The organism is Mesorhizobium sp. M0189 (assembly GCF_040322135.1).
Taxonomy (GTDB): Bacteria; Pseudomonadota; Alphaproteobacteria; order Rhizobiales; family Rhizobiaceae; genus Mesorhizobium.
The window spans coordinates 58,026-84,748 of record NZ_JAMYSW010000016.1 but is presented as its reverse complement, the minus strand read 5'-3'; the positions used below and the strand labels follow the sequence as shown (position 1 = coordinate 84,748).

Below are 26,723 nucleotides of genomic sequence, written 5' to 3'. Positions count from 1 at the left end.
TCCAGTCCTTGCTGACTTTTGGGAGAGTCTCACCATGACAAAACTGACACATAGCATTATTGCGTCCGCGTTGCTTTCCACCGCAATGTGGGCGGTTCCTGCCTTGGCTGCCGATCCAGGCTCCGCCAATGCTGGCAACGGCGAAAGCATGCGGGACGTGACATCGGGCGATTACAAGCCCGGCCGGGCGAAACCGATCGCCCCGCCGAAACTGACCGACGACGAGGCCAACCGCGCCGCGCCGCTCGCCGACGAAGCAACGGCAGTCAAATCTTATGGCATCGTCGGCCGCTCCGCCGATGGCAAGGACATCAAGATCGACCCGAACGAGACGCTGAAGGACCTTGTCATCAAGGAAATGAACGCGCCCGCCGACGGGCAGAAGTCCGATAATTCCGGACTAAGCGGAGGCGAAGAGGCCGGCCGCCAGGTGTTCGGGACGGACGACCGCGAGCAGATCAAGAATACCAAAACCTACCCGTTCACCGCGATCGGCTATCTCGAAGGCAAATCGAAGAGCGGCAGCTATGGCAGCTGCTCGGCGACACTGATCGGCCCGCGCACGGTGCTCACCGCGGCGCACTGCCTCTACAGCCACGAGGACAAGGCCTGGCTCGACGATATCCTGTTCGTGCCGGCTCTCAATGGCAAGACCGCCGACGACGCTCCGTTCGGCGCCTTCACCTATGAAAGCGCCTATATCGTCCAGGGCTTCATCGACAATTACCAAGGCTTTTACGGCTCTGTCGTGCCGTGGGATCTCGGCATCGTCACTCTCAAGCAGGATGTCGGCACCAATCTCGGCTGGCTGGGCTATGCCAACTATGTGGATCTCGGCGATTTCACCGCCAACATCATCGGCTATCCCGGCGACAAGCCGATGGGCACGATGTGGAAGGCGACCTGCGAAGTGCACGCCGAAAACATCGCCACCGAGTATTTCCAGTACGACTGCGACACGTATCCAGGTTCGAGCGGCAGCTCGGTCTATGCCTATGACAATGGCTCCAAGCAGCGCGTCATCACCGGCGTGAACGTGGCCGAGAGCCCGGATGCCAATACCGCCGTGCGCCTGAACGCCATCAACGTCCAGTGGATCAACAGCCTGTACAAATAGGCCTGCAGAGTGCGCGCCGCGATCATCGGGGCGGGTTATCTATTTTAGCGGCATTTCTGCGACGCCAAATATGATCACACTTGGCTGCAAAATGCTCCAATCAAAGCCGGCGGCGGAGCATTTCCGTTGCCGGCTTTCGCATTTTCGGGGATTATCTGGATTGGGCCGGGGGTGGCGCCTGGCGGACATAGTTCTCGATTGGCAGGGCGAAGGTCGGCGAACCGGCCTTGCGCTCCTTGTCGATATAGCCGGCAAAATAGCTCCAGAACGAGGCGGCATAGTCGCGGAAATACGAGTCGGCGACCTGACGCGAGCAAAGCCTGCCTTCGACGCAGAAGGAAAGACGGTTGAGGAAATAGACGATACGGTCGAAATTGTCGCTGAACTCGGCAAGCGGCATGTCGCCGCCGGTTGCGCTCATCGCCTCGATGCCGATGCGTTGCCGATAGACCTGTTCCTCGGTCGGCGTGGGATTGGCGCTGAGCAGATTGCCGTATTTGGCATTGAGCGTCGCCAGGCGTTGCTTGAGGGCCCGTTGCGCCTGCTGGTAATCCTTGCTTTCCCAGAGCTCGACCAGCGACATCGTCTGTTCGACACGCTTCTGCTCCTGGTTTGCCAGGAACTGGTAGACCGAAAAGATCAAGGTGAAGATGATCGCCAGCCGTACCAGCAATCCGGACCAGGCATAGACAAGCATGCGCCAGTCGCGATCGGTGAACGGGTTCGCCTCCTTCTTGACCTCGTGATTGCTCACCCAAGGCAGGCCTTCGACGGTTTCCGGCAGTGACGCCGGCTTCTTTTGCGGTACCGGCGCCGCCCCTGCCTGCTGCGTTGCGTCGCTCCCTGCTTTCGTCATCCGCAGATGTCCAGTTCGATGATAGCTGACGGATCGAGCACGATGCCCGGCGTCTCCAGCTTCTTCTTCAGGCAATCCAGCTGCGCCCGCGAAACGATGAACTGCACGTCAGGCTCCACCTGCGGCTTGCCAGGCGACGGCAACGGCTCGACCACGCCGCGTGAGGTGCAGCTGCTGAGATCGACGACGACGGCGGTGTTGCCGGTTTTGGCGATCTGGTCGTACTGATCGAGAAAGCAACTCGCCAGTTCGGAGTTGATGACGACCTCCTTGGCGCAAAGGCCGCAGATCTCGTCCGCCGAGGCATTGGCGGCCAGCAACAGCCCGGCGACAAGGCCGGCGGTTGTTGCGCGCCACGAAAATACCATCCTGTTCACGAACGCCCTCATCCGTTCCGTTCGGCCGCCGACAGCGGCGGTCGAAGAATGTTCATTATCAGCCGATCAGGCAAGAGGCCTGGCCGGGCGCTTGATCCCGCCTCAGGCGCGCGGCACCGTCTCCATCGGGAAGATCATCACGGCGCCCTTCGATGCCTTGTCGTCGGTGAGCCGCATGGCCGACCGCGTCGCCGGCGCCATGCCGATATCGGCCAGCATATCGGAGAAACTTGGCTGTCCCAGTCCGCGCGTTACCGAGACAACCCCCGCTTGCGCCAGGAAGCTCAGGTCCTGCTTCTCGCTCTGCGGCGGCGCCTCGGTCAAGACGGCGATCATCTGCTCCATGCCGAAGCTGGTGTCGGTGAATTTGAACAGGCCTTCCTCGAGCACGGCGCCCTCGGTCAGGCGCTCGGCAAGAAAATGCTGGATGGAATAGTCGGAGCCGACATAGAGCACGTTGATGTCAACCAGGTTGGTCGAGCCGTTCCAGACCAGCACATGCACCTGATCGTCGGGCGAAACACGCGGCACCGTCGACGGCTCGATAGGCTGCAGCGCGTCACTGTCCAGACGCTTGATCCGGAACTCGACGTCGACCTCTTCCGGCCGATAATCCGAAGCGGCGGCCAGCCTCGACAGGCCGATGGCGCGGAAGATTTTCGTCAGGTTCCTGGCCGCGGCGTCGATCAGCTTTTCGCGGCCGTCCGGATGAATGACGATCAGCGGCGGCTTGCTGCCATCCTTGAGCGTCATGTCGCCCGAAGCTGGCAGGAACCACAGCGCCGGCGCGTCGGTGGCGTCTTCTGCGGCGCCGGCAATGGCATTCTCGCGCAGCACGGCGAGACGCAGATCTGCGCTCTTGCCCGGCTCGACCAGCGCGATGTGGAACCCTGAGTTCTCCCTGGCCGCCAGATCGTCGAGAACCGAGTTCGCCAGCGCAGCCTCTTTCTCGAGGCCTTTGGCCGCTGCCGGCCGCGCGACCACGAGCTTGTAGTCGACGGCGAGCTCGGCGAGCCGGGCATAGGCATTGGCGGGGATGTCAGCCAGCTTGAGCGCCGGCTTGCCGCCGAACTCGACCGGCTGGACCCGGCTCTCCAGGTTCTTTGCCGATCGCACCTGGAGATAACCAAGCGCCTCGGACAGCGGCGACAGCGCCGACGGCAAGATTGCCAGCTTGCTGCCGGGGGTGAGGCGATGCAGCAGTCCGGCGCCGATGGTGGCTTTGTCGTCCTTGACGACGATCGGCCATTGCATGACCGCATCGGTCTTGTCGGTGCCGAAGACGCGTGCGTCGAGTTCTCCCTCGAACAGCGGCGTTGGCCGGGTGCGGCCGTCCGCCGAATATTGCTGCAGCACCGACTGACCGAGCTGGCGGTAGGTGATGTTGGGGTTCTCGGCCAGTTTCGACAGGATGGTGAAGGTGAACAGCCCGAAACGCGGCGCATCGGCCGTGCCCCTGGGCAGCGGCATCTCAGGCGTCGTCTCCACCGTCTGCGCCGCGTAGAAGGCGACCAATTTACCCTTGGTGGTCGGCTCGGCGCCGGTCGGCGCCAGCTTGAAGGCCGGCTTGCGCTGCCCGTCCTCGCCAAAGCCGCGCGGCGCGGCCGACGCAATCCCGTCATAGGCTTTCACCGCAGCCGCCCTGGCAGCATCGTCGCCGCCGACCAGATCGGCGAACTCGACCTTGCGTTCCAGTTCGTCGTCGACCTCGGCGGCGCGCGTCGCCGTGCCGGAATGGCAGCAGTCGAACACGGCCCAGATAAAGGCGCCCTTGTCGCGAATGGCGTCGAGTGCGGTGCCGATCTCGTTGTCGACCAGCGCATTGGGCACGCCCTGTTCGTGGTTGACCCATTTGTCGATGTCGGACGGCAAGAAAATTTCGTCGAGGCCGTCGGTCTCGTCGCCCTTGGTCGCCGCGGGCTGTTGCGCGCCGTGACCGGACAAATGCAGATAGACGAAATCATCACGCTGGACCTTGGCGGCAAGGTCGGCGAGTGCTGCCTTGATCGCCGCATGTGTCGGCGGTCCGTTGGCGCCTTCGACATCCTTGGCGAGCAGCGTGACGTTTTCGGCCAGGAATTTTACCGGCGCGGGCGTGTTCCCCAGGAGGTAATCGCGCACCAGGCCGGCATCGTTTTTCGGTCCGATCAGCCAGTTTTTCTTCGGCAGGTTCGGGTAATCGGTGCAGGCAACAAGCAGCGCATGGTAGGTGCGCGCCGCTGCGAATGCCCGAAACGGCACCAGGCCGGCAGCGGCCAGCGCAGACGTGCCGGCAAGCAGCGTCCGCCGCGTCACTTTGATCATGGTTGCTTCCCCAAGCCCGATCGAATTTCCAAGCACGGCCAGCCTGGCTGACGATTTTGTCAGTATTTTGAATATGGCGCCGCCGGCCAGCCGACCACCGGCTGCGAATAGAAACAGTAGCAAAAATAGCAGTTCGTCGCTATCTCAGTGCAAGAGGTCGAATTGCATGCGAACTGGCAGTGATCGGCACGGAGCGGCTTGGAACGGGATCATGGCGGCAAGGGATGTACTGACGAAGAACCAGCTTTGCGTTCTCGAGAAACTCGAGGCCGCCAGCGGGCCGCTCAGCGCCTATACGTTGCTCGACCAATTGCGCGAGCGCGGTTTTCGCGCACCGCTGCAGGTCTATCGGGCGCTCGACACGCTGGTGAAGTCCGGCTTCGTGCACAGGCTCGAAAGCCTCAATTCCTTCGTCGCCTGTGCCGAGCCGCACGACCACAGCCATTCGATGACGGCGTTTGCCATCTGCGACAGCTGCGGCCAGGTGACCGAGTTCTCCGACCACGATGTCGGCCACCGGCTCGACGAATGGGTGCGCTCGACCGGCTTCGCCGCCAAGAAGGCGGTGATCGAGTTTCGTGGGACTTGTGCGAAGTGTTTGGCTGAAGCGGCTTGAGGGCTTACTAAGCCGCGAGATGCTGGCGGGACAGCGCCCCCCTCTGTCCTGCCGGACATCTCCCCCGCAAGGGGGGAGATTGGCAGCTTCAATTTCACCGCCCATTTTTGCAACGCCGACGGTTGGCGAAAGCCGGGGCGACATCCGATCTCCCCCTTGCGGGGGAGATGTCCGGCAGGACAGAGGGGGGTGGGAAGGATCGCGACTTAGCCGGCTGCAGACGGGACGTTAATGCGCCTCTTCCCAGTTGTTGGCGGCGCGGGCGTCGACGTGCAGCGGCACCGACATCGATACCGCCGGCATGGCGGCGTTCTCCATGACGTGGCAGACGACGGGAATCGTCGCCTCGACCTCGGCTTCGGCCGTCTCGAAGACCAGTTCGTCATGCACCTGCAGCAGCATGCGGGCGGAAAGCTTCGCCTTCTCCAGCGCCTCGTCCATGCGGATCATGGCGCGACGGATGATGTCGGCGGCGGTGCCCTGCAGGCGTGCGTTGATCGAGGCGCGCTCGTTGAACGCCCGGATCGAGGGGTTTGACGATCTGATCTCCGGGTAGTGGATGCGGCGGCCGAAGATGGTCTCGACGAAGCCGTGCTCGCGCGCATAGGCCTTGGTGGCGTCGATATAGTCGCGGATGCCGGGGAAGCGCTCGAAATATTTCTTGATGTAGTCACCGGCTTCTTCGCGTGCGATCGACAGCTGGTTGGCGAGGCCAAAGGCCGAAATGCCGTAGATGATGCCGAAATTGATCGCCTTGGCACGGCGGCGCACTTCCGAAGGCATGCCCTCGACCGGCACGTTGAACATTTCCGAGGCGGTGATGGCGTGGATGTCGGCGCCGTCGGCGAAGGCCTGCTTTAGCTGCGGGATTTCGGCGACATGGGCGAGCACGCGCAATTCGATCTGGCTGTAGTCGGCGGAAACCAGCTTGTTGCCCTTGTCGGCGATGAAGGCCGTCCTGATCTTTCGCCCCTCGACGGTGCGCACCGGGATGTTCTGCAGATTGGGATCCGAGGACGACAGCCGGCCGGTCGTCGTCGCGGCAAGCGCGTAGGAGGTGTGGACGCGCTTGGTGTCGGGATGGATGAAGCCGGGCAGGGCATCGGTATAGGTCGATTTCAGCTTGGTCAGCTGGCGCCAATCGACGATCTTGCGCGGCAATTCGTGGCCTTCGGCGGCGAGGTCTTCGAGAAGCTGCGCCGAGGTCGACCATTGGCCGGTCTTGGTTTTCGAACCGCCGGGCAGGCCCATCCTGCCGAACAGGATGTCGCCGAGCTGTTTTGGCGAGCCGATGTTGATGCGCTCGCCGACCAGCTGGTAGATCTCGTCCTCGAGCCGCGCCGCACCTTGTGCCAGTTCGCCGGAGAGCCGCGACAGGATCTGCCGGTCGACGGAGATGCCGCGTTGTTCCATCCGTGACAGGACTGGCACCAGCGGCCGTTCCAGCCGTTCATAGACCGAGACCAGGCCCTTGGCGGCAAGGCGTGGCTTCAGCACCTGCCAGAGCCTGAGCGCGACGTCGGCGTGCTCGGCGCCGTAAGCCGTCGCCTTGCCGAGGTCGGCCTGATCGAGGCCGACGAAGTTTCTTCCCGAACCGGCCAGTTCCTTCAGCGGAATGGTCGCGTGGCCGAGCCATTTATCGGCCAGCGCCTCCAGGCCATGGCCACCATGGGTGCCGGCCTCGAGCACGTAGGAGATCAGCATGGTGTCGTCATAGGGGCCGATCTCGATGCCATGACGGCTCATGACGACGAGGCGGTATTTCATGTCGTGCACGATCTTGAGGACAGATTTGTCCTCGAGCAGCGGCTTGAGCAACGCTAGTGCGTCGCGGATCGAGATCTGGTTGTCGACCGCGCCGCCGCCGAGCAGGTCGCCATTGCCGTTTTTATGGGCAAGCGGCACGTAGGCGGCATGGCCAGGCGCGACGGCCATGGCAAGGCCGATCAGTTCGGCCCGCATCGGATCGGGCGAGGAGGCCTTAACGTCGAAGGCGACGATGCCTCTCTCCATCGCCTCGGCGATCCAGGCCTTCAGCGTCGCGGCGTCGCGGATGCAGGCGTAGGCGCCGGTGTCGATCTTGCGGGCGGTCGCAGCCTCCAGGCGAAGCGCCGAAAGCAGCGATGGGGTGTCGCCTTGCTTGGCTTCGGCCGGGACTTCGGAAGCCGCTTCGTCCGACGGGGGTGCGCTCTCGGCGGCCGCGGGCACGCCAAAACCCATATCGGGGCCATGCGCGGTATCGGCACGCTCTATCGTGACGGCAGTGGCCGCAACGTCGCCCGCGTCGGTTCCGGTCGCTTCGGCGACGCGGCGGGTCAGCGTCGAGAATTCCATGGTCTTGAGAAAGCCGATCAGCCTGGGACCGTCCGGCGCGTGCAACACGAATTCGTCAAGCCCTTCGGTCACCGGCACGTCGTTCTTCAGCGTCACCAGATCACGCGAAATGCGCGCCTTGTCGGCGTTGGCGATGATCGATTCGCGCCGCTTGTCCTGCTTGATCTCCCCGGCGCGGGCGAGCAGCGTATCGAGGTCGCCGAACTGTTCGAGCAATTGCGCCGCCGTCTTCGGCCCGATGCCGGGCACGCCTGGCACATTGTCGACCGAATCGCCGGTCAGCGCCTGCAGGTCGATCATTTTCTCCGGCGGCACGCCCCACTTCTCGATCACCTCGGGAACGCCGATCTGGCGGTCCTTCATCGGGTCGTACATGGCAACCGTTGGGCCAACCAGTTGCATCAAATCCTTGTCGGAAGAGATGATGGTGGTGTCGGCGCCGGCTTCGCAGGCAAGCCGGCAATAGGTGGCGATCAGGTCGTCGGCCTCGTAGCCTTCCGTTTCGATGCATGGCAGGTTGAAGGCCCTGGTCGCCTGACGAATCAGGCCGAATTGCGGGATCAAATCTTCCGGCGGCGCCGAGCGGTTGGCCTTGTATTCGGGGTAGAGGTCGTTGCGGAAGGTTTTCGACGAATAGTCGAAGATCACGGCGAAATGCGTCGGCACGATGCCGACATCGGTGTTGCGGGCGTCCTGCGTCAGCTTCCAGACCATGTTGCAGAAGCCGAGCACGGCACTGGTCGGCAGCCCGTCGGACTTGCGCGTCAGCGGCGGCAGTGCGTGATAGGCGCGGAAGATGTAGCCGGAGCCGTCGATAAGGAAGAGATGATCGCCTTTTTTCATGGCACGAGGGATAGCGCGGCGCAGCGCCGCGGTCCATGCCAAAGGCGGCTTGTGGCAAGCGTTCCGGCAACACCCTGACAAATGGCGCGAGATCGGCCGACCCATGAGGGCTTGGCCGGAGCTTTGTTCGCTCACGCCTATGTTACGAAAGTGTAATTTTTGTGCCCTTGAATCGCCACGTTCGCAGACACAGATAAACGCCATCGGCAGTTTTCGCCGAAGTCCGGAGCAAGGCCCGTCCCCCGCCTATCCCGGACACTTGCGGCAGCCTATCCCCCCTCTCCGGGCTGCCGCATCGTTTCGAGTAAGGCCGCCGTGGTTCCCCCTCCACCACGGCGGCATTTTTTTGCCTTTCGACCCGATCCTGCCCGTGGCCCAACGTTCGCGGGCTTTCCGTTTGGCCGCATGGGCTCTAGATTCGCCGCCAGAATCGAAAGGCCCGCCTATGTCCGCAGTTTCCCCTGTCCTCGACCGCCTCGACAAGAACTTCGACCAGAGCCTGGAACGCCTGTTCGGCCTGCTCAGTATCAAGTCGATCTCCACCGATCCGGACTACGCGGCCTACTGCCGCAAGGCCGCCGAATGGCTGGTCGCCGAACTCAAGTTGATCGGCTTCGACGCCAGCGTGCGCGACACGCCAGGGCATCCGATGGTGGTCGCGCATCACGACGGGCCAGCCGGCGCGCCGCATCTGTTGTTTTACGGCCATTACGACGTGCAGCCGATCGATCCGATCGAGTTGTGGGAAAGCGACCCGTTCGCGCCGGCGGTCAAGGAGATCGAGCCCGGCCACAAGGTGATCACCGGCCGCGGCGCGGCCGACGACAAGGGTCAGCTGATGACCTTCGTCGAGGCCTGCCGCGCGTGGAAGCAGGTGCATGGCGGATTGCCGTGCCGAATCACGATCCTGTTCGAGGGCGAGGAGGAGTCCGGATCGCCGTCGCTGAAACCGTTTCTCGAGGCGAATGCGGACGAGCTCAAGGCCGATTTCGCGCTGGTCTGCGACACCGGCATGTGGGACCGCGATACGCCGTCGATCTGCGTCTCGCTGCGCGGGCTGGTCGGCGAGGAGATCACGGTGACGGCCGCCGACCGCGACCTGCATTCCGGGCTGTATGGCGGTGCGGCCGCCAATCCGATCCGCATCCTGGCAAAAATCCTGGCCGACATCCACGATGAGGATGGTCACGTCACCATTCCGGGTTTCTATGACGGCGTCGAGGAAACGCCCTCGCAGATATTGCAGTCGTGGCTGTCGCTGGGCGAGACCGCCGAGACCTTCCTCGGCCCGATCGGCCTGTCGATTCCGTCCGGCGAAAAGGGCCGCTCGGTGCTCGAACTGACCTGGGCGCGCCCGACGGCCGAGTTCAACGGCATCATCGGCGGCTATACCGGCAAGGGCTTCAAGACGGTGATCGCCGCGCAAGCCTCGGCAAAAGTCTCCTTCCGCCTCGTCCACAAACAGGATCCGGCAAAAATCCGCGCCGCCTTCCAGGCATTCGTCAGGCAGCGCGTTCCGGCCGACTGCTCGGTTGAATTCCATCCGCACGGCGCCTCGCCGGCGATCCAGCTTTCCTACGACTCGCCCTTTCTCGCCAAGGCCAAGCAGGCGCTGTCCGACGAGTGGCCGAAGCCGGCGGTGGTGACCGGCAGCGGCGGCTCGATCCCGGTGGTCGGCGATTTCCAGACCTATCTCGGCATGGAATCGCTGCTGGTCGGTTTCGGTCTTGACGACGACCGCATCCACTCGCCGAACGAGAAGTACGAGATGAGCTCTTTCCACAAGGGCCAGCGCTCCTGGGCGCGCATTCTCGAGGCGCTGACACGCTGAAATTGCGTCACAATCAACTTTGTGTTGATTTTTCACCGGATCACGGCAAGGACGGGCACGGCCCGTCGCGTATCGCTGCACGGGGCCGCGACCGGAGAAGACGATGAGCGACATACGTTTCCACAAAAACGATTTGCCCGGCCTGCTGCATTACGATGTCGGGGCGGTCGCTATCGACACCGAGACGCTCGGGCTGAACCCGCATCGCGACCGGCTCTGCGTCGTGCAGATCTCACCGGGCGACGGCTCGGCCGACGTCATCCAGATCGCGCCCGGCCAGAGGAAGGCGCCGAACCTCGTCAGCCTGCTGAAGAATCGCAGCATCACCAAGCTCTTCCACTACGGCCGCTTCGATCTCGCCGTACTCTACAACGCCTTTGGCGTCATGCCGGAGCCGGTGTTCTGCACCAAGATCGCGTCGCGGCTGACGCGCACCTACACCGACCGGCACGGGCTGAAGGACATCTGCTTCGAGCTTCTCGGGGTCGGCCTGTCGAAGGCGCAGCAATCCTCGGACTGGGCGGCCGAGACGCTGTCGCCCGAGCAGCTCGAATATGCCGCCTCCGACGTGCTCTACCTGCACCGGCTGCGCGACGTGCTGAGCGCGCGGCTGGCGCGCGACAACCGGACCAGGGAGGCCGATGCCTGCTTCCGCTTCCTGCCGACGCGTGCGAAACTCGACCTGATGGGCTGGGATGAGGAGGATATCTTCGCCCACAGCTAATGGCCTTCATGATAATTCTACTCCGGCGGCCATCTGGCGCAGTTTTCTCCGCTTCCGGTGCTCACGGACCCAAATGTCCGCTGCGCTCCGGTTCTCGAAAACCACGCCATATGTCTCGCCGGAGCGAATTCTCATAAAGGCCATCGGCCAGGAACCGAGGGCGCTTGTCCCGGCGCTCCGTTCGCTTCACCGGGAGGAATGGAAATGGCTGCGCGAAAACCGATCGAAACGGCACCCAAGGACGGTTCCAAGGTCACCGTCTACTGGCAGGATAGGGACGGCGTGATGAACGAAAGCATCGCGCAATACCGTTCGCTCGACCGGCTGAAGGCGGCCGGCGGCGACTGGGACGAAAGCGACGCCGGCTGGTGGGCCTATACGGACGGCCATACGCAAAAGAAGATCGAACCGATCAGCTGGCGGCCCGCCTCCGACGACCCGGACGCGGACGACTGAGGGTGGTCGCAACCGTCGAACTGAAGTGATTATTCTGAGGCGAAGCGTATTTTGTTCTTGCTTTGTGCCGGCAGCTATGCTATTAATCCCGCTATGGTGCTTATTGGCGCCAACGACCCGCCTGCCGAGGCGGGTTTTTTCGTTTCGGCTTTGGCACTGTCGCGAGCCGGGCGTGCTTCGCAAGTGATTGAATACAGTTTACTTCGATTTTTCCCGACTTAACCCGCCCTTAAATCGCCGCATCTAGTCTTCAACCCGAACGCCATAGGCATGGGGAAGACAGCACAGCGCATGGCGAACCGGAAAGACAGTCGCATCGAACCCAGCTTCGAGACATCGCCGGGGGCGAGATCCTCGGCCGGTTTTTCGGTGAGCGAGGAGGACCGCGTCGTGCCGAACAACCGCAAAGCCGCCGCAAAGCGCAAATCGACCAAGGCCAAGCCGTCACGCGGCGGGCGCGGCAAAGGCCGGCGCGGCGCGTTCGGCGTGCTTGGCCGGCTGTTCTACTGGTGCTTCGTGCTGGCCATCTGGGGCGGTATCGCCACTGCCGGCATCGTCGTCTATTACGGCGCGAAAATGCCGGCGGCCACCACCTGGGCCATTCCCGACCGCGCCCCCAACATCAAGATCGTCTCGGTCGACGGCCAGCTGCTTGGCAATCGCGGCATGAGCGGCGGCGAGGCCGTCGGCCTGCACGAAATGTCGCCCTATATTCCCGAGGCCGTCATCGCCATCGAAGACCGCCGCTTCTATTCGCATTTCGGCATCGACCCGATCGGCCTTTCCCGGGCAATGATGACCAATGTGCTCGGCGGGCATTTTTCGCAGGGCGGCTCGACGCTGACCCAGCAGCTGGCCAAGAACCTGTTCCTGACGCCGGACCGCACGCTGGAGCGCAAGGTGCAGGAAGTGCTTTTGGCGCTGTGGCTCGAGCACAAGCATACGAAGGACCAGATCCTCGAAATGTACCTCAACCGGGTCTATTTCGGCTCGGGCGCCTATGGCGTCGAAGCGGCCTCGCGCCGCTATTTCGGCAAGAGCGCGCGCGACGTCACGCTGTCGGAGGCGGCACTTCTCGCCGGTCTGCTCAAGGCGCCGTCGCGGCTGTCGCCGGCACGCGACCCAAAGGCGGCCGAGCAGCGCTCGCAGCTGGTGCTCGCCGCGATGCGCGACGAGGGCAAGATAAGCGCCAAGGAGATGACCACGGCGATGAGCGCGCCGGCGACGCGCGCGCCGTCCTACTGGACCGGCTCGGAAAACTATGTCGCCGATACGATCATGGAAGAACTGCCCGACCTGATCGGTGACGTGCGCCGCGACATCGTCGTCGACACGACCGTCGATCTGACGCTGCAGAAGCTCGCCGAGCAATCGATCCGCCGGCTGATCGACCAGAGCGGCAAGAAGCTCAATGTCAGCCAGGGCGCGCTGGTGTCGATCGACAATTCCGGCGCGGTGCGCGCCATGGTCGGCGGCTATGATTATTCGACCAGCCAGTTCGACCGCGCCTCGGAAGCGCGCCGCCAGCCGGGCTCGGCGTTCAAGCCGTTCGTCTATATGGCGGCGCTGGAATCCGGCCGTACGCCGGACAGCGTGCGCAATGACGCGCCGATCAAGATCGGCAACTGGACGCCCGACAATTACGGCGGCAAATATTTCGGCAAGGTGACGCTGGCGACGGCGCTGGCAAAATCGCTGAACTCGGTGGCCGCGCAGCTGACCATGGAAGTCGGACCGAATGCGGTGGTCGAGGCGGCGCACCGCATGGGCATCCAGTCCGAGCTGACGGCCAACACTTCGATCGCGCTGGGCACCTCGGAAGTGACGCCGCTGGAACTGACCTCGGCCTATGTTCCCTTCGCCAATGGCGGCTATAAGCCCGACATCCATTTCATCCGCCGCGTCACGACGAGCGACGGCAAGGTGCTCTACGAAAACAATGGCGGCGGTGCGCCGCGCGTCGTCAAGCCCGATGTCGTCGGCATGATGAACTCGATGATGACAGGCACGGTCGAGATCGGCACGGCCAGGAAGGCGGCGTTCGCCTGGCCGGCGGCCGGCAAGACCGGCACCAGCCAGAATTCGCGCGATGCCTGGTTCATCGGCTATACCGCCAATCTGACCACCGGCGTCTGGTTCGGCAATGATGACGGCAGCGCGATGAAGAAGGTCACCGGCGGCGCACTGCCGGCGCAGGCCTGGCACGAGTTCATGGTCGCCGCGCATGAGGGCGTGCCGGTGCGGCCGCTGCCTGGAACCTGGAAGTCGACGCCACCCGACACCATCGTCCCGGATGACATACCGTCCGACACGGCGCCGCCGGCGCCGGTCGCTTCCGTTGGCCAATCGGCGCCGCCTGCGGCAGCTACCCAGTCGGCTTCGCGTCCAGTGCGTCCTGCCGAGACGGTCGATGTCGGCGGCCTGGCCATGCCGGGGGTCGACGGCGCCACCGGATCGATCAAGCACCCGGTGCCGCCCGGTAATGTCGGCGGCCCGGTCAAGAAGCGGCAGACCTCGATCCTCGATATTCTGACAGGCGGCTGACTTTGTCGTTGTTCGCGGCAAAAAACGTGCTCACCCTTAGATCAAGCAAGGATTGACCGGAGAAGCTTGAGCAATGGAAGCCGTTGGTAGGTTTAACCGTCTGAGCTTTGAACAATGGTCGCTGCTGATTGCCATGACAGCAAGCGCTATCTTGTTCCGACAAGCACCCAACCTCAGAACTGATCCGGCATATCTTCTCGACGAGAGGATCGGCGGAATGGTAGGCGCTTTCGTTGCCGGGCTTCTTATACCGTATGGTCTGGCGTGGCTTTTTGGACGCTTGATGCGAAGAAATCGTATCGTGTTCTTGACTGTTCTTTGGGTGCTGGCGCTCCTCATGTTCGTCGTAAATCTCAAACTGCGCTACGAATGCCCCACCTGCTATTGAAGATATCGTCTGTCATTTGGCATCGGTCGGCACGGCCCTCGCCACCGTAACGATATTCGGGTAGATCACGTCACTGGAGACGCGACATGGCCGAAACCGACACCAGAAAAACCATCGTGCTGACCGGCGCCAGCCGCGGCATCGGCCATGCCACGGTCAAGCGCTTTTCACGTGAAGGCTGGCGCGTCATCACCTGCTCGCGCCAGGCTTTTGCCGAGGACTGCCCGTGGCCGGCCGGCCCGGAAGACCACATCAAGGTCGATCTCGCCGACCAGGAGGATGTCGGCATCGCCATCTCCGAGATCCGCCACCGGCTGGAGGCGCATGGCGGCCAGTTGCACGCGCTGGTCAACAATGCCGGCATCTCGCCGAAGCTCAAGGACGGCAACAGCCGCATGAACTCGATCGACACGCCGATGCATGTCTGGCGGGACGTCTTCCAGGTGAATTTCTTCGCCCCGATCATGCTGGCGCGGGGACTGTTCAAGGAGCTGGCCTCGGCCAAGGGTTCGATCGTCAACGTCACCTCGATCGCCGGCACCCGCGTGCATCCTTTCGCCGGCACCGCTTACGCGACCTCGAAGGCGGCACTCGGCTCGCTGACGCGCGAGATGGCGCATGATTTCGGCCCGCACGGCATTCGCGTCAACGCCATTGCGCCGGGCGAGATCGACACCGCGATCCTGTCGCCGGGCACTGAAAAGATCGTCGAGACAATTCCGCTGAGACGGCTGGGCACTACGGCGGAAGTTGCCGACATCATTTTCTTCCTGTGCTCGCAGCAGGCGTCTTACGTGACCGGTTCGGAAATCCACATCAATGGCGGCCAGCACGTTTGAGCGGTTGGTTTTGATCAATCGTTGACGCTGCCCCTCATCCCCCTGCCGGGACCTTCTCCCCGTGAAGAACGGGGAGAAGGGGCTTGACCGCTACGCTGGCGGGGCAGCGCAGGCTTAGGCTGCCGTGGGCGCTTTCGGTGCTGCCAAAACCTCCTCGACGATCCCGCGGGCGATCTCGCGTTCACCCATGATGACGGTGTCGGCACCAAGGCCCTTGAGGTGCTCGACCTCGGCATCGGAATGGGCGCGGGCGATGATCTCGATTGTCGGATTGGCGGCGCGGGCGCGCAGCACGAGCTGCCCGGCCTCGAAGGCGTTGGGGATGGCCAGGATCAGCCGCTTCGCGTCCTCAGGATTGGATGCGGCGAACACGTCGCCATTCGCCGCGTTGCCGGCCACGGTTTCGACGCCTTCGGCCTTGAGCTTCGCCAACGTCTTGTCGGCATCCTCGATGACGAGGAAGGGCAGGGCGGCCTGCCTCAGCGACGCGCCGACGAGGCTGCCGACGCGGCCGTAGCCGATCAGGATGGTGTGGCCGGTCAGCCTCGTCCTGGGCGGCGGGCCATCCTCCTTCGCGGGCGCCGCGACCGAAGCCACCTGGCCGGGTTCGGTCGCCGGGCCGATCGGCCTTGCTTCGCCGGACGGCGCCGTCCTGCCGGCGCGTGCTGCCAGCCAGGGTTTCATCCGGTCGGCGGCAAGAAACATCAGCGGATTGAGGACGATCGACAGGATGGCGCCGGCGAGGATGAGGTCGCGGCCTTGTTCGGGCAGCAGTTTCAGCCCGACGCCGAGTTCGGCCAGGATGAACGAGAATTCGCCGATCTGGGCAAGGCTTGCCGAAATCATCAACGCGGTTGCGACCGGATAGCGGAAAACGACGACGATGACGAAGGCTGCCAGCGACTTGCCGATAACGATGATGGCCAGCGTCGCCAGGATCGGCCAGCCATTGCTGATCAGGCTGAACGGGTCGAACAGCATGCCGACCGAAACGAAGAACAGCACGGAAAAGGCGTCGCGCAGCGGCAGCGATTCCTCGGCCGCCCGATGGCTGAGCTCGGATTCGCTCATGATCATGCCGGCGAAGAAAGCGCCGAGAGCCAGCGACACGCCGAACAGCTTGGCCGCGCCGAAGGCGACGCCAAGCGCAATCGCAAGCACCGCCAGCCGGAACAGTTCGCGCGATCCGGTATGGGCGACGTAGTGCAGGATCCAGGGGATAAGCCGGCGGCCGACCACCAGCATGACCACGACAAAGGCCGCGACCTTGGCCAGTGTGATGCCGACGACGCCCCAGACGCCGTAGCTCGCCGGCAGCGACAGCAGACCGCCGGAGTGCACCTCCACCTGCTCTTGGCCGCCGAGCACGCCGGCCAATGCCGGCAAAAGCACCAGCGCCAGCACCATCGCCAGATCCTCGACGATCAGCCAGCCGACAGCGATGCGGCCACGCTCGGTCTCGATCAGCCGCCGCTCCTGCAGCGCGCGCAACAGCACCACGGTCGAGGCCACGGAAAGCGCCAGGCCGAAGACCAGCCCGGCGCCCATCGACCAGCCGAGCATCCAGGCGAGGCCGGCGCCAAGGGCTGTCGCGAAGCCGATCTGCACGATGGCGCCGGGCACGGCGATGGCGCGGACCGACAACAGGTCCTTCAGCGAGAAATGCAGGCCGACGCCGAACATCAGCAGGATGACGCCGATCTCGGCCAGTTCATTGGCGAGGCCGGCATCGGCAACGAAACCCGGCGTGTTCGGTCCAACCAGAACGCCGGCGATGAGATAGCCTACCAGCGGCGGCACGCGAAAACGGTTGGCAAGTGCGCCGAAGACGAAAGCCAGCCCCAGACCGGCAACGATGGTGGCGATAAGGGGCGTGTCATGCGGCATTGTCTATGGAGCGCCTTCAGGAATTGCCATGTCGGACGTGCGCCGCCCGAAAGCCGCCGCCTCGGCAGTATGGGGGCTCGGACAGTCGCGAGACAACCCGCAATCCCCATGAAATCGATGGCAAAGAAGCAAAAGGCAGAGAGCCGGTAAGCGTTGCCACCCGGCGCGGCCTGCTCTAGGCAGGCGATTGATACGGAAAAGGGCTTATCCCGTTCGCGCAGGCAGACGCTGCTAATTGTGCATTGATAGAACTGGGATTCATCCGTTAGCAGACCGAAGCGGTCCTCGGGATGGAAGATGGGTGCGACGCATCAGGCACGATTCGCCAACCCGTGTCCTGTCAGATCGTGGCAGCCTCCTACTGCGCCACAGGCGTTTTTGAAGCCGGGCGCTTGCGGATGAGACAATCTTCGACAAAGACTTTGGGAAAGCGGAGAACCTTGGAGGAAGTATGGTTGAAATCGCCAATACAGCCGCAGAGCACATTGAGAGTTTCCATGCGGCTCTCGACGTTGTCGCGCGGGAGCGAAAATACCTGACCATGCTTGAAGCGTTCCCGCTTCCTGAGACACGCGATTTCGTTTTGAATATGATTAAGCAGCGAAACCCGCATATCGTGGCGACGGAAGGAGACCGCGTTGTGGGATGGTGCGACATCACCCGCCATTTCTTTCCATCTCACGCTCATCGCGGAAGTTTAGCGATAGGAATCATACCCGATTATCGTGGACAAGGATTGGGCCGTCGCCTTATCACCGCCGCCTTAGAAAAGGCTCGGCAAGAAAACTTCGTTCGCGTTGAACTCTCGGTGCACGCCGATAATAGCCGGGCCATAACGCTGTATGAGAAAACTGGTTTCGTTACGGAAGGTGTCCTCAGGCGTAGTGTTTGCATTGATGGTCGCTATGTCGACACCATCTGCATGGCCGTGATGCTCGACGGTCAATGACGATAGGCGCATCCCGACCGACAGTACGTTTTGTCGCCGTGATCCGGCCCCCGGTCAGCTTTGAACCGATTGGAACGTGGCGAAGGAGGCCCATTTCGACATCTTCCGGAGCGAGGCTTGGAGGGTGAACGTGCCGCCTTGTGTTTCTCTCCTCACCCTTGCGTCGGGGTGGGAGGGCGGAACGCTGCCCCTCATCCGCCTACCGGCACCTTCTCCCCGTAAGTGACAGGGAGAAGGGGCTTGGACGCAACGCTGGCAACCCCCTCTCCCCGTCTTTCACGGGGGTCCGAAGGACGGGCGAGACAAGCGGCTCGCCCCGGAATGGGTAAGGGTGAGGGGCAGCACAAACCTGATGCGATTGCCCTGGGCTGCTTCAGCCTCACGATCAATAAGGAATGTACGCACCGCCGATGCCCGATCAGGTCGCCTGCAGCAGGCTCTCGATATCGGGTATGCTGTGGTTGGTCAGCGTCTTTGGAATTTCGGCCGTTATCTTGTCGGTGACCTCCTTGTGCAGTTTCCGGCGCATGTCGCCCAGCACTGGCGGCGGTGCGATCAGCACGATCTCCTTGAAGGTGCCGCGATGCGCGAGCTTGTAGAGCCGGTCGGCAATCTCGTCGGCAAAACGCTCCTTGCCAAGGCGGTGCCAATCGGTGTCCTCGACCGCACTGCGGTGGACGGAAGGGCCGTCGCTGTAGCGGCCGGGGCGGTCCGTGCCTTGCTCTCGGGTTGCCGGATTTTCCTGCTCCATCTCGTGCACGACCTGAAGGTCGGGATATTGGACGTCTCCACGGTTCTCGAGGAACAGCGCCTTTTCGCCATCTGCCACCACGATCCACAGTCCGCGTTTCAGTCTGACGTTGCTCATGGGGCGCTCCTTTTTGATTTTTCAAGCCCATCGCCGGGCCTTTGCCGCAGGGGCATGACCGGGCTTGAGCCTATAGAGCAAACGCGTGCCGAGGCGTGAATGTTCCGGTACTCTGACCCGGTATCTCCGACAGGAGCCGGCGAGAGTGCGGGGCTGCCGTCGATCGCTCGGTCGGCATCCGGCGGCTTAATCTACTAAATTGATAGAATTTAGAAAAATCTGTTTTGTGGTTAGCTCCTCCGGCCGCTGAAAAGGCAGCGGATCAAGGGCTGCAACAGCAGCTTCAATCTGCTCCGCATTTGAATGTGGAATATTTTTCTCTTGGCCTTCGTGCTTGCAGAAAAGAGATTGCCTGCTACGAAGCGATGCGCGAGTGGGTGCCTTCTGGTTTTTCGCGCCCCCGCGTAGAACTGGCAAACGGTTCCAGGATTCCGCTCGTCATGCCGCAAGCCAAGCCCAAGCTCAATGCCTTTCCCGTCTTCATGCGGGTCGAGGGCGAAGCCATAGCCATCGTCGGCGGCGCAGAGGAAGCGCTGGCCAAGGCGCGGCTGCTCGCTCAGTCGAGCGCTGTGCTGCGCATCGTCAGCGATGCCGCAAGCGCCGATCTGCTGGCCTGCATCGCCGAGACGGGCGCCACCCACATTGCCGACGCCTATGATGCAGCACATCTCAATGGTGCGGTGATGGTGTTTGCCGCCAGCGGCGATGAGGCGCTCGACCGCCGCGTTGCCGGGGATGCGCGCCGGCTGGGCATTCCGGTCAATGCCGTCGACCGGCCGGAGCTCTGCGATTTCTTCACGCCGGCACTGGTCAACCGCGCGCCGGTCGCCATTGCCATCGGCACGGAAGGTGCCGGCCCGGTGCTTGCGCAGATGCTGCGCAGCCGCATCGACCGCATGCTGTCGCCCTCGCTCGGGCCGCTCGCGGCACTTGCCGCTTCGTTTCGCGGCGCTGCCGAAAAACTGCTGCCGAAAGGCAATGCCCGCCGCCGCTTCTGGAGCGATTTCTTTGGCGGCGCGCCGGCCCGTGCCGTGGAGGCCGGCGAGCTTTCGCAGGCGCATGATGCGGCCGTCGGCCTGCTGCTTTCGAACGAACCGGCATCGGGCCATATCGCGCTTGTAGGCGCCGGTCCCGGCGCCGAGGACCTTTTGACGCTGCGCGCCCATCGCCTGCTGATGGAAGCCGACGTGATCGTCCATGACGCGCTGGTGCCGGAGGCCATCGTCGCCATGGGCCGCCGCGATGCCGAACGCCTGCCGGTCGGCAAGCGCAAGGGCTGCCATTCCAAGAGCCAGGCCGAGATCAATGCGCTGCTGGTCGAGCTTGGCCACGCCGGCAAGCGCGTCGTGCGGCTGAAGTCCGGCGACCCGCTGGTGTTCGGCCGGGCCGGCGAGGAGATGGCGGCACTTCGCGATGCCGGCGTCGCCTACGAAGTGGTTCCGGGCGTCACCGCGGCCTTCGCCGCCGCCGCCGATTTCGAACTGCCGCTGACGCTGCGCGGCGTGTCGTCGTCGATGGTGTTCACCACCGGCCACGACCTCAAGGGAAATTCGCTGCCCGATTGGGCAAAGCTCGCCATTTCGGGCGCGACGGTCGCCGTCTATATGGGGCGCTCGGTCGCCGCCGAGGTCGCCGGCCGGCTGATCGAAGCCGGCCTGTCGCCGGACACGGCCGTCGCCGTGGTCGAGAATGCCAGTCTTGCCAACCGCCGCCGTTTCCACGGCACGCTCGCCGACCTGCCGTCGCTGGAGGCGCGCGCCGACCTCAGCGGCCCGGTGATGACGATCATCGGCGACGCCGTCGCCGGCGCCAATTTCGAACGGTCCGAGCCGCTGGCCGCACACAGGCAGGACAGCGTGGCCCGTGCTGCCGCGGAAGGAGTGAACCAATGAAAGTGCTGACCGCGAACCGTCTCGCCGACGGCATAGCCGTCTGGTACGCCAATGGCGGCTGGGCCGAGATCATCGACCATGCCGACATCGCCCATGACAAGGCGGCCGAGGACCGGCTGGAGGCGATCGGCGCCAAGGCCTCCGCCGACAACGAGGTGGTCGACGTCAATCTGATCGACGTGACTGTGGTCAACGGCACTGTCGAGGCGGTCCGGCTGCGCGAAAAGATCCGTGCCGCCGGCCCGACCACCCGCCACGATCTGGGCAAGCAGGCCCGTCCGCAGGCCGCACGCGCGGCATAGATGACACAAGCATGATCCCGATCGTGCTCGAACGAAGAAAATAACGGGCGGACGCGCCCGGAAAGACCTGAAAATGTACCGTTACGATGAGTTCGACCACGATTTCGTCAAGGCCCGCGTCGCCGAGTTCAGCGACCAGGTCGCACGGCGGCTTGCCGGCGAGATCACCGAGGACCAGTTCCGGCCGCTTCGGCTGATGAACGGCGTCTATCTACAGCTGCATGCCTATATGCTGCGCATCGCCGTGCCCTACGGCACGCTGAACAGCAAGCAGCTGCGCATGCTCGGCCACATCGCCCGCAAATACGACAAGGGTTATGGCCATTTCACGACGCGCCAGAACATCCAGTTCAACTGGCCGGCGCTGTCGGACATTCCGGCGATCCTGGCGGATCTGGCAAGCGTCGAGATGCACGCCATCCAGACCAGCGGCAACTGCATTCGCAACGTCACCGCCGACCACTTCGCCGGCGCCGCCGCCGACGAGGTTGCCGATCCGCGCCCCTATGCCGAAATCCTGCGGCAATGGTCGTCGGTGCATCCGGAGTTCTCGTTCCTGCCGCGAAAGTTTAAGATCGCAGTGACCGGCGCCGAGCGCGACCGCGCCGCCATCCAGACGCACGACATCGGCCTGCATCTGAAGAAGAACGCCGCCGGCGACCTCGGTTTCGCCGTCTATGTCGGCGGCGGCCAGGGCCGCACGCCGATGGTCGCCAAGAAGATCCGCGACTTCCTGCCCGAAGCGGATCTGTTGTCCTACTGCACGGCGATCCTGCGCGTTTATAACCTCTATGGCCGGCGCGACAACAAGTTCAAGGCGCGCATCAAGATCCTGGTCCACGAGACCGGCGTCGAGGAGATCACCCGTCAGGTCGAGGCCGAATGGCAGGAGTTGAAAGACGCCGAGCTGAGGCTGCCGGAAGAAGACATCCGCGCCATCGACGCCTATTTCGCGCCGCCGGCGCTTGTCGACCGGCCGGAAGGCGACGAGGCGGTCAAGCTTGCCCGGCTCGACTCGAAGAGCTTTTCCGAATGGCTTGACCAGAATGTGGTCACCCATCGCCATCCCGACTATGCGGCGGTGACCATCTCGCTCAAGGGCATCGGCGAGACGCCGGGCGACGCGTCCGACAGCCAGATGGAAGCGGTCGCAGACATTGCCGAAAAATATTCCTTCGACGAGCTGCGCGTCAGTCACGAGCAGAACCTGATCCTGCCGCATGTGGCGCGTGCCGACCTCAAGGCGGTCTATGACACGCTTGTCGATATCGGGCTGGCGACGGCCAATTCCAACCTGATCAGCGACATCATCTCCTGCCCCGGCCTCGATTATTGCGCGCTGGCAACCGCGCGTTCCATTCCCGTGGCGCAGGAAATCTCGCGGCGCTTCGCCTCGCTGGAGCGCCAGCGCGAGATCGGCGAATTGAAGCTGAAGATTTCCGGGTGCATCAATGCCTGCGGCCATCACCATGTCGGCCATATCGGCATCCTCGGCGTCGAGAAGAAAGGCGCCGAGCTCTACCAGGTGACGCTCGGCGGCTCGGCCGACGAGAACACCTCGGTCGGCGAGATCATCGGCCGCGGCTTCAGTTCGGAAGAGATCACCGATGCCATCGAGCAGATCGTCGAGACCTATCTCGGGCTTCGGCTGGACAGAAACGAAAGATTTATCGACGCCTACCGCCGTGTCGGTCCCGCGCCGTTCAAGGAGGCGCTCTATGCTGGCGAAACCAAGGCCGCTTGACCGGATCATCGACGTCGAGGCCGGCATCGCCGCCGAAGCGGCGGGTCTCGACGCGCTCTATGGCCATCTAAAGCCGCTGGAGATTATCGAGCGGTCGGCCCGGGAATTCTTTCACGGCGAAATCGCCGCCGTCTCGTCCTTCGGCGCGGATTCGGCGGTGCTGCTGCACATGATCGCGGAGATCGACCGCACGCTGCCGGTGATCTTTCTCGACACCGGCAAGCATTTCGAGGAAACGCTCGGCTATCGTGACGCGCTGGTCGCCGATTTCGGGTTGACCGATATCCGGGTGATCAGGCCCGACGATGCGGCGCTGGCAAGGATCGACCCGACCGGCAATCTGAACGAGACCGATACCGACGCCTGCTGCGACGTGCGCAAGGTCGAGCCGCTGGCGCGCGGCGTCGAGCCGTTCCGCGCCTGGTTCACCGGACGCAAGCGCTTCCAGGCCGCGACCCGGGCAGCGCTTCCGGTGTTCGAGGCGGTCGGCTCGCGCATCCGCATCAATCCGCTGGCGCACTGGACGACATCAGACCAGGCCAGCTACATGCGCGCACATGCGCTGCGTGAAAACCCGCTCGTCGCCTATGGCTATCTGTCGATCGGCTGTTTCCCTTGCACGCAGCCGGTGCAGCCGGGCGACGACGCGCGCAGTGGCCGCTGGGCCGGGCACGCCAAGACCGAATGCGGCATCCATTTGTCGGGGCTGGAGAAGTCGCTGACCGATGCCTCACTTTAGGGTATATTGATATTCAGGTGATGCCGGCCTGCAAACGGCGGCTTCCTGCGCTTCCGGCGCTCACGTACCCAAAAGTACGCTCCGCTCCGGTTCTCGGAAGCCACGCAGTTTGGTCGCTTCGCGCCCGCCTTCGGCTCCGGCTCGGCCTGACCTGAATCTCAACACACCCCTGAGGTGTTTTGCACTTTAGAACCTTGTGGACTTGGGAATTTCTTGATGAGCGAATTGATAGCGGAAAACGCCACCCGGCTGTGGACGCCGAATGGTTTTTGCGAGGACGAGTGGGTTCATGCCGAAAGCGCCGAGGCGCTGGTCGGCAATGGCCGCTTCATCCTGCCGCTGCAGGCGTTTCTCGGCCTCGATCGGGAGGTGCGGCGGTCGGCGAAGGAACGCATCGGCGTGCTGCTGCAGCCCGGCGATCAGCTCGAGAAGATCGCCGGCCTGCTCGACCAGCTGTCGCTGGTGGCGCTGGCCTTCCCGGCGTTCAATGACGGCCGCTCGTTCTCCAAGGGCGAATTGCTGCGCAGCCGTTACCATTTCACCGGCGCCATGCGCGCCACCGGGCAGGTGCTTATCGACCAGCTGCCGCACATGCTGCGCCTCGGCTTCGACGAATTCGAGATCTCGCACCCGGTGCTGCTGAAGCGGCTCGAGCAAGGCCGCACCGGCGGACTGCCGCTGTTCTACCAGCCGGCGGTGAAGCCGGAGGCCAAAGGCCCGAAATATTCCTGGCGGCGGGTGCGCGCCAGCTGATCTGCTCCAGGGGACCAGAAGCACGATCTGGTCGGACCACATTGCCGATTCGATCTTTTATTTTGCCCGTCCCCGTCTTAGGATAGGTCCATTATTTCGCGATCCGAATAAATGTGGCCACAAGGGAGGAACCGGGTATGGCTGGCAAGAAGATATTGATGCTCGTTGGCGAGTTCAGCGAGGAATACGAGATTTTCGTCTTTGAACAGGCCATGCATGCGGTGGGCCATACGGTCCATGTCGTTTGCCCCGACAAGAAGGCCGGCGACATCCTGAAGACCTCGTTGCACGACTTCGAAGGCCACCAGACCTATACGGAAAAGCTCGGCCACGACTACATCCTCAACAAGACGTTTTCCGAGGTCAACCCGGCCGAATACGACGCCGTCTACGCGGCGGGCGGGCGCGGGCCGGAATATATCCGCATCGACAAGCGCGTGCAGGCGCTGGTGCGGCATTTCCATGAGGCCGGCAAGCCGATCTTCACCATCTGCCACGGCGTGCAGATCCTGATCGCGGTCGACGGCGTGGTGCGCGGCAGGGAAGTCGCGGCGCTGCAATATTGCGAGCCGGAAGTCACGCTGGCCGGGGGCATCTATATCGATGTTGCGCCGACCGGTGCCCATGTCGACGGCAATCTGGTGTCGGCCAAGGGCTGGCCGGGCCTTGCCGCCTTCATGCGCGAATGTCTGAAAGTGCTGGGCACCGAGATCCGCCAGGGAGAGATCCTGATGCGCGACCAACGCCAGGCGGCTTAAGCTCGGAATTTGGAGCCGCCGCGCCCCTAATGCATGTCGCGCAAAAGTGTGCAGCGGTTTTGCGATAACGGCATGCATAAACAAGAACTTAAAGCGCGTCGCATGAGGCCGGTCGAGCGCGACGCGCTTTAGGTGCGGCGGTGCGTCTACACGGCCATCCGCGCTTCGCGGAACGAGACCAGCTTGCTGCGGCTCTCGTCCCATAGCGCCAGCTTGACGCAGCGCAGGCTGTCGAGAAGCGTGACGCGGCCGATCTCACGCAACTCCGGATAGTCCCTCAGCACTTCCGGAAGCCGGTAACACGGCACTTTGGCCGAGAGGTGGTGCACATGGTGGACGCCGATATTGCCGGTGATCCAGTTCAGAACCGGCGGCAGGTCGTAATAGGACGAGCCGTGCAGGGCAGCGTGCTGGAATTCCCACTCGGAGTCCTTTGTCCACTCCGTTTCCTCGAACTGATGCTGGACGTAGAACAGCCAGATGCCGGCCGATCCGGCGAGAATGACGATCGGCAGATGCACGACCAGGAACGCGCCGGGGCCGACGAACCAGATGAGCAGAGCGGCGATGACGGCGATGGCGAGGTTGGTGGACATCGACGACACCCAAGGGGTGAGGCCGCCCCGCATCATGCCCAAGGGCAGTCTCTGCTCGAAAATGAAAATCCATATCGGGCCAAGGCCGAACATCACCAGCGGATGGCGATAGAGGCGATAGGCGAGCCGGCCCCGCCACGACAGTTGCCGGTATTCGGCGACGGTCAGTGTCTTGATGTCGCCGGTGCCGCGCTCGTCGAGATTGCCGGCGCTGGCGTGATGGGTTGCGTGGGCGCGGCGCCAGCAATCGTAGGGCGTCAGCGTCAGCACGCCAAGGACGCGGCCGATCCAGTCGTCGGCATAGCGATTGGCAAAGAAGGAGCCGTGACCGCAATCGTGCTGGATCATAAAGATCCGCACCAGAAAGCCGGCGGCCGGAAGGATGAGGACCAGACCCCACCAATGGCCATAGGCATAGGCGGCCGAGGACAGCGTCCATAACGTGGCGAAAGGGATGAGGGTGATGGCGAGTTCGACAGCGCTGCGACGTCTGTCGGGCTTTTTATAGCGCGACAGGATTTTCAACCAGGCGCGCTTGCTGTTTGCCACAGCTTCGGGGGAAATCATGTTCATCATGAAACATAGGCGGAGCAGGGCGCTGCCGCAAGACGGAGATCACGCAAAGTTACTGCGCGTAAACGTCGCGCGATGGCAACCGGCCACAATTGCCGGTCGCGTCCCTGGCAACGGCGCGCTACCGACGGCGCCCGCCTGCGACCACCTTGGCTTCCACGCCGTCCAGGCGGTCGAGCAATTCCTTCAGACGGTCGGGAATATCGGACTCGGTGCGGAAGGCCGGCAAGGTGCGCAGAAAGCGCTTGGTCGCTTCGGTGCCGAGCTGGCGCCGGATATCGGCGGCGAGCCCGTTGCGTTTTTCGCCGTTCCTGCGGGGCATCATCTCAAAATCCTGTGTCGGCTTCGAAACTCTTCCAAGGGAGGAATGGTTCCCGCATTGTAGTAGCCTGGCAAGCAAAGCCGGCGGTTACGGTAAAGTTTGAATTAAATC

The 26,723-nt window shown here is 63.3% G+C and carries 23 protein-coding genes; 15 read left to right on the top strand and 8 right to left on the bottom strand.

Going from position 1 to position 26,723, the window contains the following annotated elements; translation table 11 throughout:
• Positions 1-34 precede the first annotated feature (34 nt).
• Positions 35-1,117 carry a trypsin-like serine peptidase gene (locus NKJ09_RS25045; RefSeq protein ID WP_031194911.1) on the top strand — a complete coding sequence of 361 codons (1,083 nt, stop codon included), beginning with the start codon at positions 35-37 and terminating at the stop codon, positions 1,115-1,117.
• Positions 1,118-1,268: 151 nt separating this feature from the next.
• On the opposite strand, the gene NKJ09_RS25040 is transcribed toward NKJ09_RS25045, so the two are convergent.
• From NKJ09_RS25040 to NKJ09_RS25030, 3 genes are all read right to left on the bottom strand, one after another.
• On the bottom strand, positions 1,269-1,973 hold the full coding sequence (locus NKJ09_RS25040) for a DUF4760 domain-containing protein (protein ID WP_352483605.1): 705 nt from the start codon (positions 1,971-1,973) through the stop codon (positions 1,269-1,271).
• Positions 1,970-2,341: a hypothetical protein gene (locus NKJ09_RS25035; protein WP_352764033.1), complete on the bottom strand. Its 372-nt coding sequence runs from the start codon at positions 2,339-2,341 to the stop codon at positions 1,970-1,972. Before NKJ09_RS25035 ends, NKJ09_RS25040 begins: the two co-directional genes overlap by 4 nt.
• A gap of 111 nt (positions 2,342-2,452) precedes the next feature.
• Positions 2,453-4,654, bottom strand: a complete 2,202-nt coding sequence (locus tag NKJ09_RS25030; RefSeq protein ID WP_352483604.1) for a caspase family protein — start codon at positions 4,652-4,654, stop codon at positions 2,453-2,455.
• A 211-nt stretch (positions 4,655-4,865) separates the two neighbouring features.
• Here NKJ09_RS25030 and NKJ09_RS25025 point away from each other — a divergent pair, with 211 nt between their 5' ends.
• A complete protein-coding gene (locus NKJ09_RS25025) occupies positions 4,866-5,270 on the top strand; it encodes a Fur family transcriptional regulator (protein WP_023721937.1) in 405 nt (134 codons plus the stop codon).
• A 228-nt stretch (positions 5,271-5,498) separates the two neighbouring features.
• Here NKJ09_RS25025 and polA read toward each other — a convergent pair whose 3' ends face one another.
• Complete coding sequence (gene polA, locus NKJ09_RS25020; protein WP_352495499.1) at positions 5,499-8,447, bottom strand: DNA polymerase I; 2,949 nt, start codon at positions 8,445-8,447, stop codon at positions 5,499-5,501.
• Between the two features lie 445 nt (positions 8,448-8,892).
• Here polA and NKJ09_RS25015 point away from each other — a divergent pair, with 445 nt between their 5' ends.
• The 6 genes from NKJ09_RS25015 (at position 8,893) to NKJ09_RS24990 (ending at position 15,229) form a co-directional block, all read left to right on the top strand.
• Positions 8,893-10,278 (top strand): M20/M25/M40 family metallo-hydrolase, encoded by a 1,386-nt coding sequence (locus tag NKJ09_RS25015; protein ID WP_352483602.1) that lies wholly within the window; start codon positions 8,893-8,895, stop codon positions 10,276-10,278.
• Between the two features lie 103 nt (positions 10,279-10,381).
• Positions 10,382-11,002, top strand: coding sequence for a ribonuclease D (locus NKJ09_RS25010; protein ID WP_031193995.1), 621 nt, complete (start codon positions 10,382-10,384; stop codon positions 11,000-11,002).
• Between the two features lie 204 nt (positions 11,003-11,206).
• Positions 11,207-11,458, top strand: a complete 252-nt coding sequence (locus NKJ09_RS25005) for a hypothetical protein (RefSeq protein WP_352483601.1) — start codon at positions 11,207-11,209, stop codon at positions 11,456-11,458.
• 291 nt (positions 11,459-11,749) lie between these two features.
• A complete protein-coding gene (locus tag NKJ09_RS25000) occupies positions 11,750-14,002 on the top strand; it encodes a transglycosylase domain-containing protein (RefSeq protein ID WP_352495498.1) in 2,253 nt (750 codons plus the stop codon).
• A gap of 73 nt (positions 14,003-14,075) precedes the next feature.
• Positions 14,076-14,390, top strand: coding sequence for a hypothetical protein (locus NKJ09_RS24995; RefSeq protein WP_352495497.1), 315 nt, complete (start codon positions 14,076-14,078; stop codon positions 14,388-14,390).
• An 86-nt stretch (positions 14,391-14,476) separates the two neighbouring features.
• Positions 14,477-15,229: an SDR family NAD(P)-dependent oxidoreductase gene (locus tag NKJ09_RS24990; RefSeq protein WP_023675240.1), complete on the top strand. Its 753-nt coding sequence runs from the start codon at positions 14,477-14,479 to the stop codon at positions 15,227-15,229.
• 114 nt (positions 15,230-15,343) lie between these two features.
• Here the strand turns inward: NKJ09_RS24990 and NKJ09_RS24985 are convergent, their stop codons facing one another.
• Entirely contained in the window at positions 15,344-17,116 is a 1,773-nt protein-coding gene (locus NKJ09_RS24985) for a cation:proton antiporter domain-containing protein (RefSeq protein ID WP_352495496.1), read from the bottom strand.
• 451 nt (positions 17,117-17,567) lie between these two features.
• Between NKJ09_RS24985 and NKJ09_RS24980 the strand changes: the two genes are divergently transcribed.
• Positions 17,568-18,065 (top strand): GNAT family N-acetyltransferase, encoded by a 498-nt coding sequence (locus tag NKJ09_RS24980; RefSeq protein WP_023718935.1) that lies wholly within the window; start codon positions 17,568-17,570, stop codon positions 18,063-18,065.
• Between the two features lie 418 nt (positions 18,066-18,483).
• Here NKJ09_RS24980 and NKJ09_RS24975 read toward each other — a convergent pair whose 3' ends face one another.
• Complete coding sequence (locus tag NKJ09_RS24975) at positions 18,484-18,933, bottom strand: baeRF12 domain-containing protein (protein WP_023718936.1); 450 nt, start codon at positions 18,931-18,933, stop codon at positions 18,484-18,486.
• Positions 18,934-19,373: 440 nt separating this feature from the next.
• On the opposite strand from NKJ09_RS24975, the gene cysG reads away from it, so the two are divergent.
• The 6 genes from cysG (at position 19,374) to NKJ09_RS24945 (ending at position 25,121) form a co-directional block, all read left to right on the top strand.
• Positions 19,374-20,825 carry a siroheme synthase CysG gene (cysG, locus tag NKJ09_RS24970; RefSeq protein WP_352495495.1) on the top strand — a complete coding sequence of 484 codons (1,452 nt, stop codon included), beginning with the start codon at positions 19,374-19,376 and terminating at the stop codon, positions 20,823-20,825.
• Positions 20,822-21,127 (top strand): DUF2849 domain-containing protein, encoded by a 306-nt coding sequence (locus NKJ09_RS24965; protein ID WP_023718938.1) that lies wholly within the window; start codon positions 20,822-20,824, stop codon positions 21,125-21,127. Before cysG ends, NKJ09_RS24965 begins: the two co-directional genes overlap by 4 nt.
• Before the next feature lie 73 nt (positions 21,128-21,200).
• Complete coding sequence (locus NKJ09_RS24960; protein WP_352495494.1) at positions 21,201-22,871, top strand: nitrite/sulfite reductase; 1,671 nt, start codon at positions 21,201-21,203, stop codon at positions 22,869-22,871.
• Positions 22,846-23,610: a phosphoadenylyl-sulfate reductase gene (locus tag NKJ09_RS24955; protein WP_023718940.1), complete on the top strand. Its 765-nt coding sequence runs from the start codon at positions 22,846-22,848 to the stop codon at positions 23,608-23,610. The genes NKJ09_RS24960 and NKJ09_RS24955 overlap by 26 nt, the downstream gene beginning before the upstream one ends.
• A gap of 216 nt (positions 23,611-23,826) precedes the next feature.
• Positions 23,827-24,363 (top strand): DUF934 domain-containing protein, encoded by a 537-nt coding sequence (locus tag NKJ09_RS24950; RefSeq protein WP_023718941.1) that lies wholly within the window; start codon positions 23,827-23,829, stop codon positions 24,361-24,363.
• A gap of 137 nt (positions 24,364-24,500) precedes the next feature.
• Complete coding sequence (locus NKJ09_RS24945; RefSeq protein WP_352483597.1) at positions 24,501-25,121, top strand: DJ-1/PfpI family protein; 621 nt, start codon at positions 24,501-24,503, stop codon at positions 25,119-25,121.
• 146 nt (positions 25,122-25,267) lie between these two features.
• Here NKJ09_RS24945 and NKJ09_RS24940 read toward each other — a convergent pair whose 3' ends face one another.
• Together NKJ09_RS24940 and NKJ09_RS24935 are read right to left on the bottom strand one after the other, a co-directional pair.
• Positions 25,268-26,290 carry a fatty acid desaturase gene (locus NKJ09_RS24940; protein ID WP_352495493.1) on the bottom strand — a complete coding sequence of 341 codons (1,023 nt, stop codon included), beginning with the start codon at positions 26,288-26,290 and terminating at the stop codon, positions 25,268-25,270.
• Positions 26,291-26,411: 121 nt separating this feature from the next.
• Positions 26,412-26,615 carry a hypothetical protein gene (locus tag NKJ09_RS24935; RefSeq protein WP_023718943.1) on the bottom strand — a complete coding sequence of 68 codons (204 nt, stop codon included), beginning with the start codon at positions 26,613-26,615 and terminating at the stop codon, positions 26,412-26,414.
• Positions 26,616-26,723 lie beyond the last annotated feature (108 nt).

What these genes read in the sequence shown, in the direction of transcription:
- NKJ09_RS25010 (WP_031193995.1), top strand. Translation starts at nt 10,382, where the DNA reads ATGAGCGACATACGTTTCCACAAAAACGATTTGCCCGGCCTGCTGCAT.
- cysG (WP_352495495.1), top strand. Translation starts at nt 19,374, where the DNA reads ATGCCGCAAGCCAAGCCCAAGCTCAATGCCTTTCCCGTCTTCATGCGG.
- NKJ09_RS24965 (WP_023718938.1), top strand. Translation starts at nt 20,822, where the DNA reads ATGAAAGTGCTGACCGCGAACCGTCTCGCCGACGGCATAGCCGTCTGG.
- NKJ09_RS25045 (WP_031194911.1), top strand. Translation starts at nt 35, where the DNA reads ATGACAAAACTGACACATAGCATTATTGCGTCCGCGTTGCTTTCCACC.
- NKJ09_RS25030 (WP_352483604.1), bottom strand. Translation starts at nt 4,654, where the DNA reads ATGATCAAAGTGACGCGGCGGACGCTGCTTGCCGGCACGTCTGCGCTG.
- NKJ09_RS24940 (WP_352495493.1), bottom strand. Translation starts at nt 26,290, where the DNA reads ATGAACATGATTTCCCCCGAAGCTGTGGCAAACAGCAAGCGCGCCTGG.
- NKJ09_RS25015 (WP_352483602.1), top strand. Translation starts at nt 8,893, where the DNA reads ATGTCCGCAGTTTCCCCTGTCCTCGACCGCCTCGACAAGAACTTCGAC.
- NKJ09_RS24975 (WP_023718936.1), bottom strand. Translation starts at nt 18,933, where the DNA reads ATGAGCAACGTCAGACTGAAACGCGGACTGTGGATCGTGGTGGCAGAT.
- NKJ09_RS24950 (WP_023718941.1), top strand. Translation starts at nt 23,827, where the DNA reads ATGAGCGAATTGATAGCGGAAAACGCCACCCGGCTGTGGACGCCGAAT.
- NKJ09_RS24960 (WP_352495494.1), top strand. Translation starts at nt 21,201, where the DNA reads ATGTACCGTTACGATGAGTTCGACCACGATTTCGTCAAGGCCCGCGTC.
- NKJ09_RS24945 (WP_352483597.1), top strand. Translation starts at nt 24,501, where the DNA reads ATGGCTGGCAAGAAGATATTGATGCTCGTTGGCGAGTTCAGCGAGGAA.
- NKJ09_RS24935 (WP_023718943.1), bottom strand. Translation starts at nt 26,615, where the DNA reads ATGATGCCCCGCAGGAACGGCGAAAAACGCAACGGGCTCGCCGCCGAT.
- NKJ09_RS25000 (WP_352495498.1), top strand. Translation starts at nt 11,750, where the DNA reads ATGGCGAACCGGAAAGACAGTCGCATCGAACCCAGCTTCGAGACATCG.
- NKJ09_RS25040 (WP_352483605.1), bottom strand. Translation starts at nt 1,973, where the DNA reads ATGACGAAAGCAGGGAGCGACGCAACGCAGCAGGCAGGGGCGGCGCCG.
- NKJ09_RS24995 (WP_352495497.1), top strand. Translation starts at nt 14,076, where the DNA reads ATGGAAGCCGTTGGTAGGTTTAACCGTCTGAGCTTTGAACAATGGTCG.
- NKJ09_RS25035 (WP_352764033.1), bottom strand. Translation starts at nt 2,341, where the DNA reads ATGGTATTTTCGTGGCGCGCAACAACCGCCGGCCTTGTCGCCGGGCTG.
- NKJ09_RS25005 (WP_352483601.1), top strand. Translation starts at nt 11,207, where the DNA reads ATGGCTGCGCGAAAACCGATCGAAACGGCACCCAAGGACGGTTCCAAG.
- NKJ09_RS24955 (WP_023718940.1), top strand. Translation starts at nt 22,846, where the DNA reads ATGCTGGCGAAACCAAGGCCGCTTGACCGGATCATCGACGTCGAGGCC.
- NKJ09_RS24990 (WP_023675240.1), top strand. Translation starts at nt 14,477, where the DNA reads ATGGCCGAAACCGACACCAGAAAAACCATCGTGCTGACCGGCGCCAGC.
- NKJ09_RS25025 (WP_023721937.1), top strand. Translation starts at nt 4,866, where the DNA reads ATGGCGGCAAGGGATGTACTGACGAAGAACCAGCTTTGCGTTCTCGAG.
- NKJ09_RS24980 (WP_023718935.1), top strand. Translation starts at nt 17,568, where the DNA reads ATGGTTGAAATCGCCAATACAGCCGCAGAGCACATTGAGAGTTTCCAT.
- NKJ09_RS24985 (WP_352495496.1), bottom strand. Translation starts at nt 17,116, where the DNA reads ATGCCGCATGACACGCCCCTTATCGCCACCATCGTTGCCGGTCTGGGG.
- polA (WP_352495499.1), bottom strand. Translation starts at nt 8,447, where the DNA reads ATGAAAAAAGGCGATCATCTCTTCCTTATCGACGGCTCCGGCTACATC.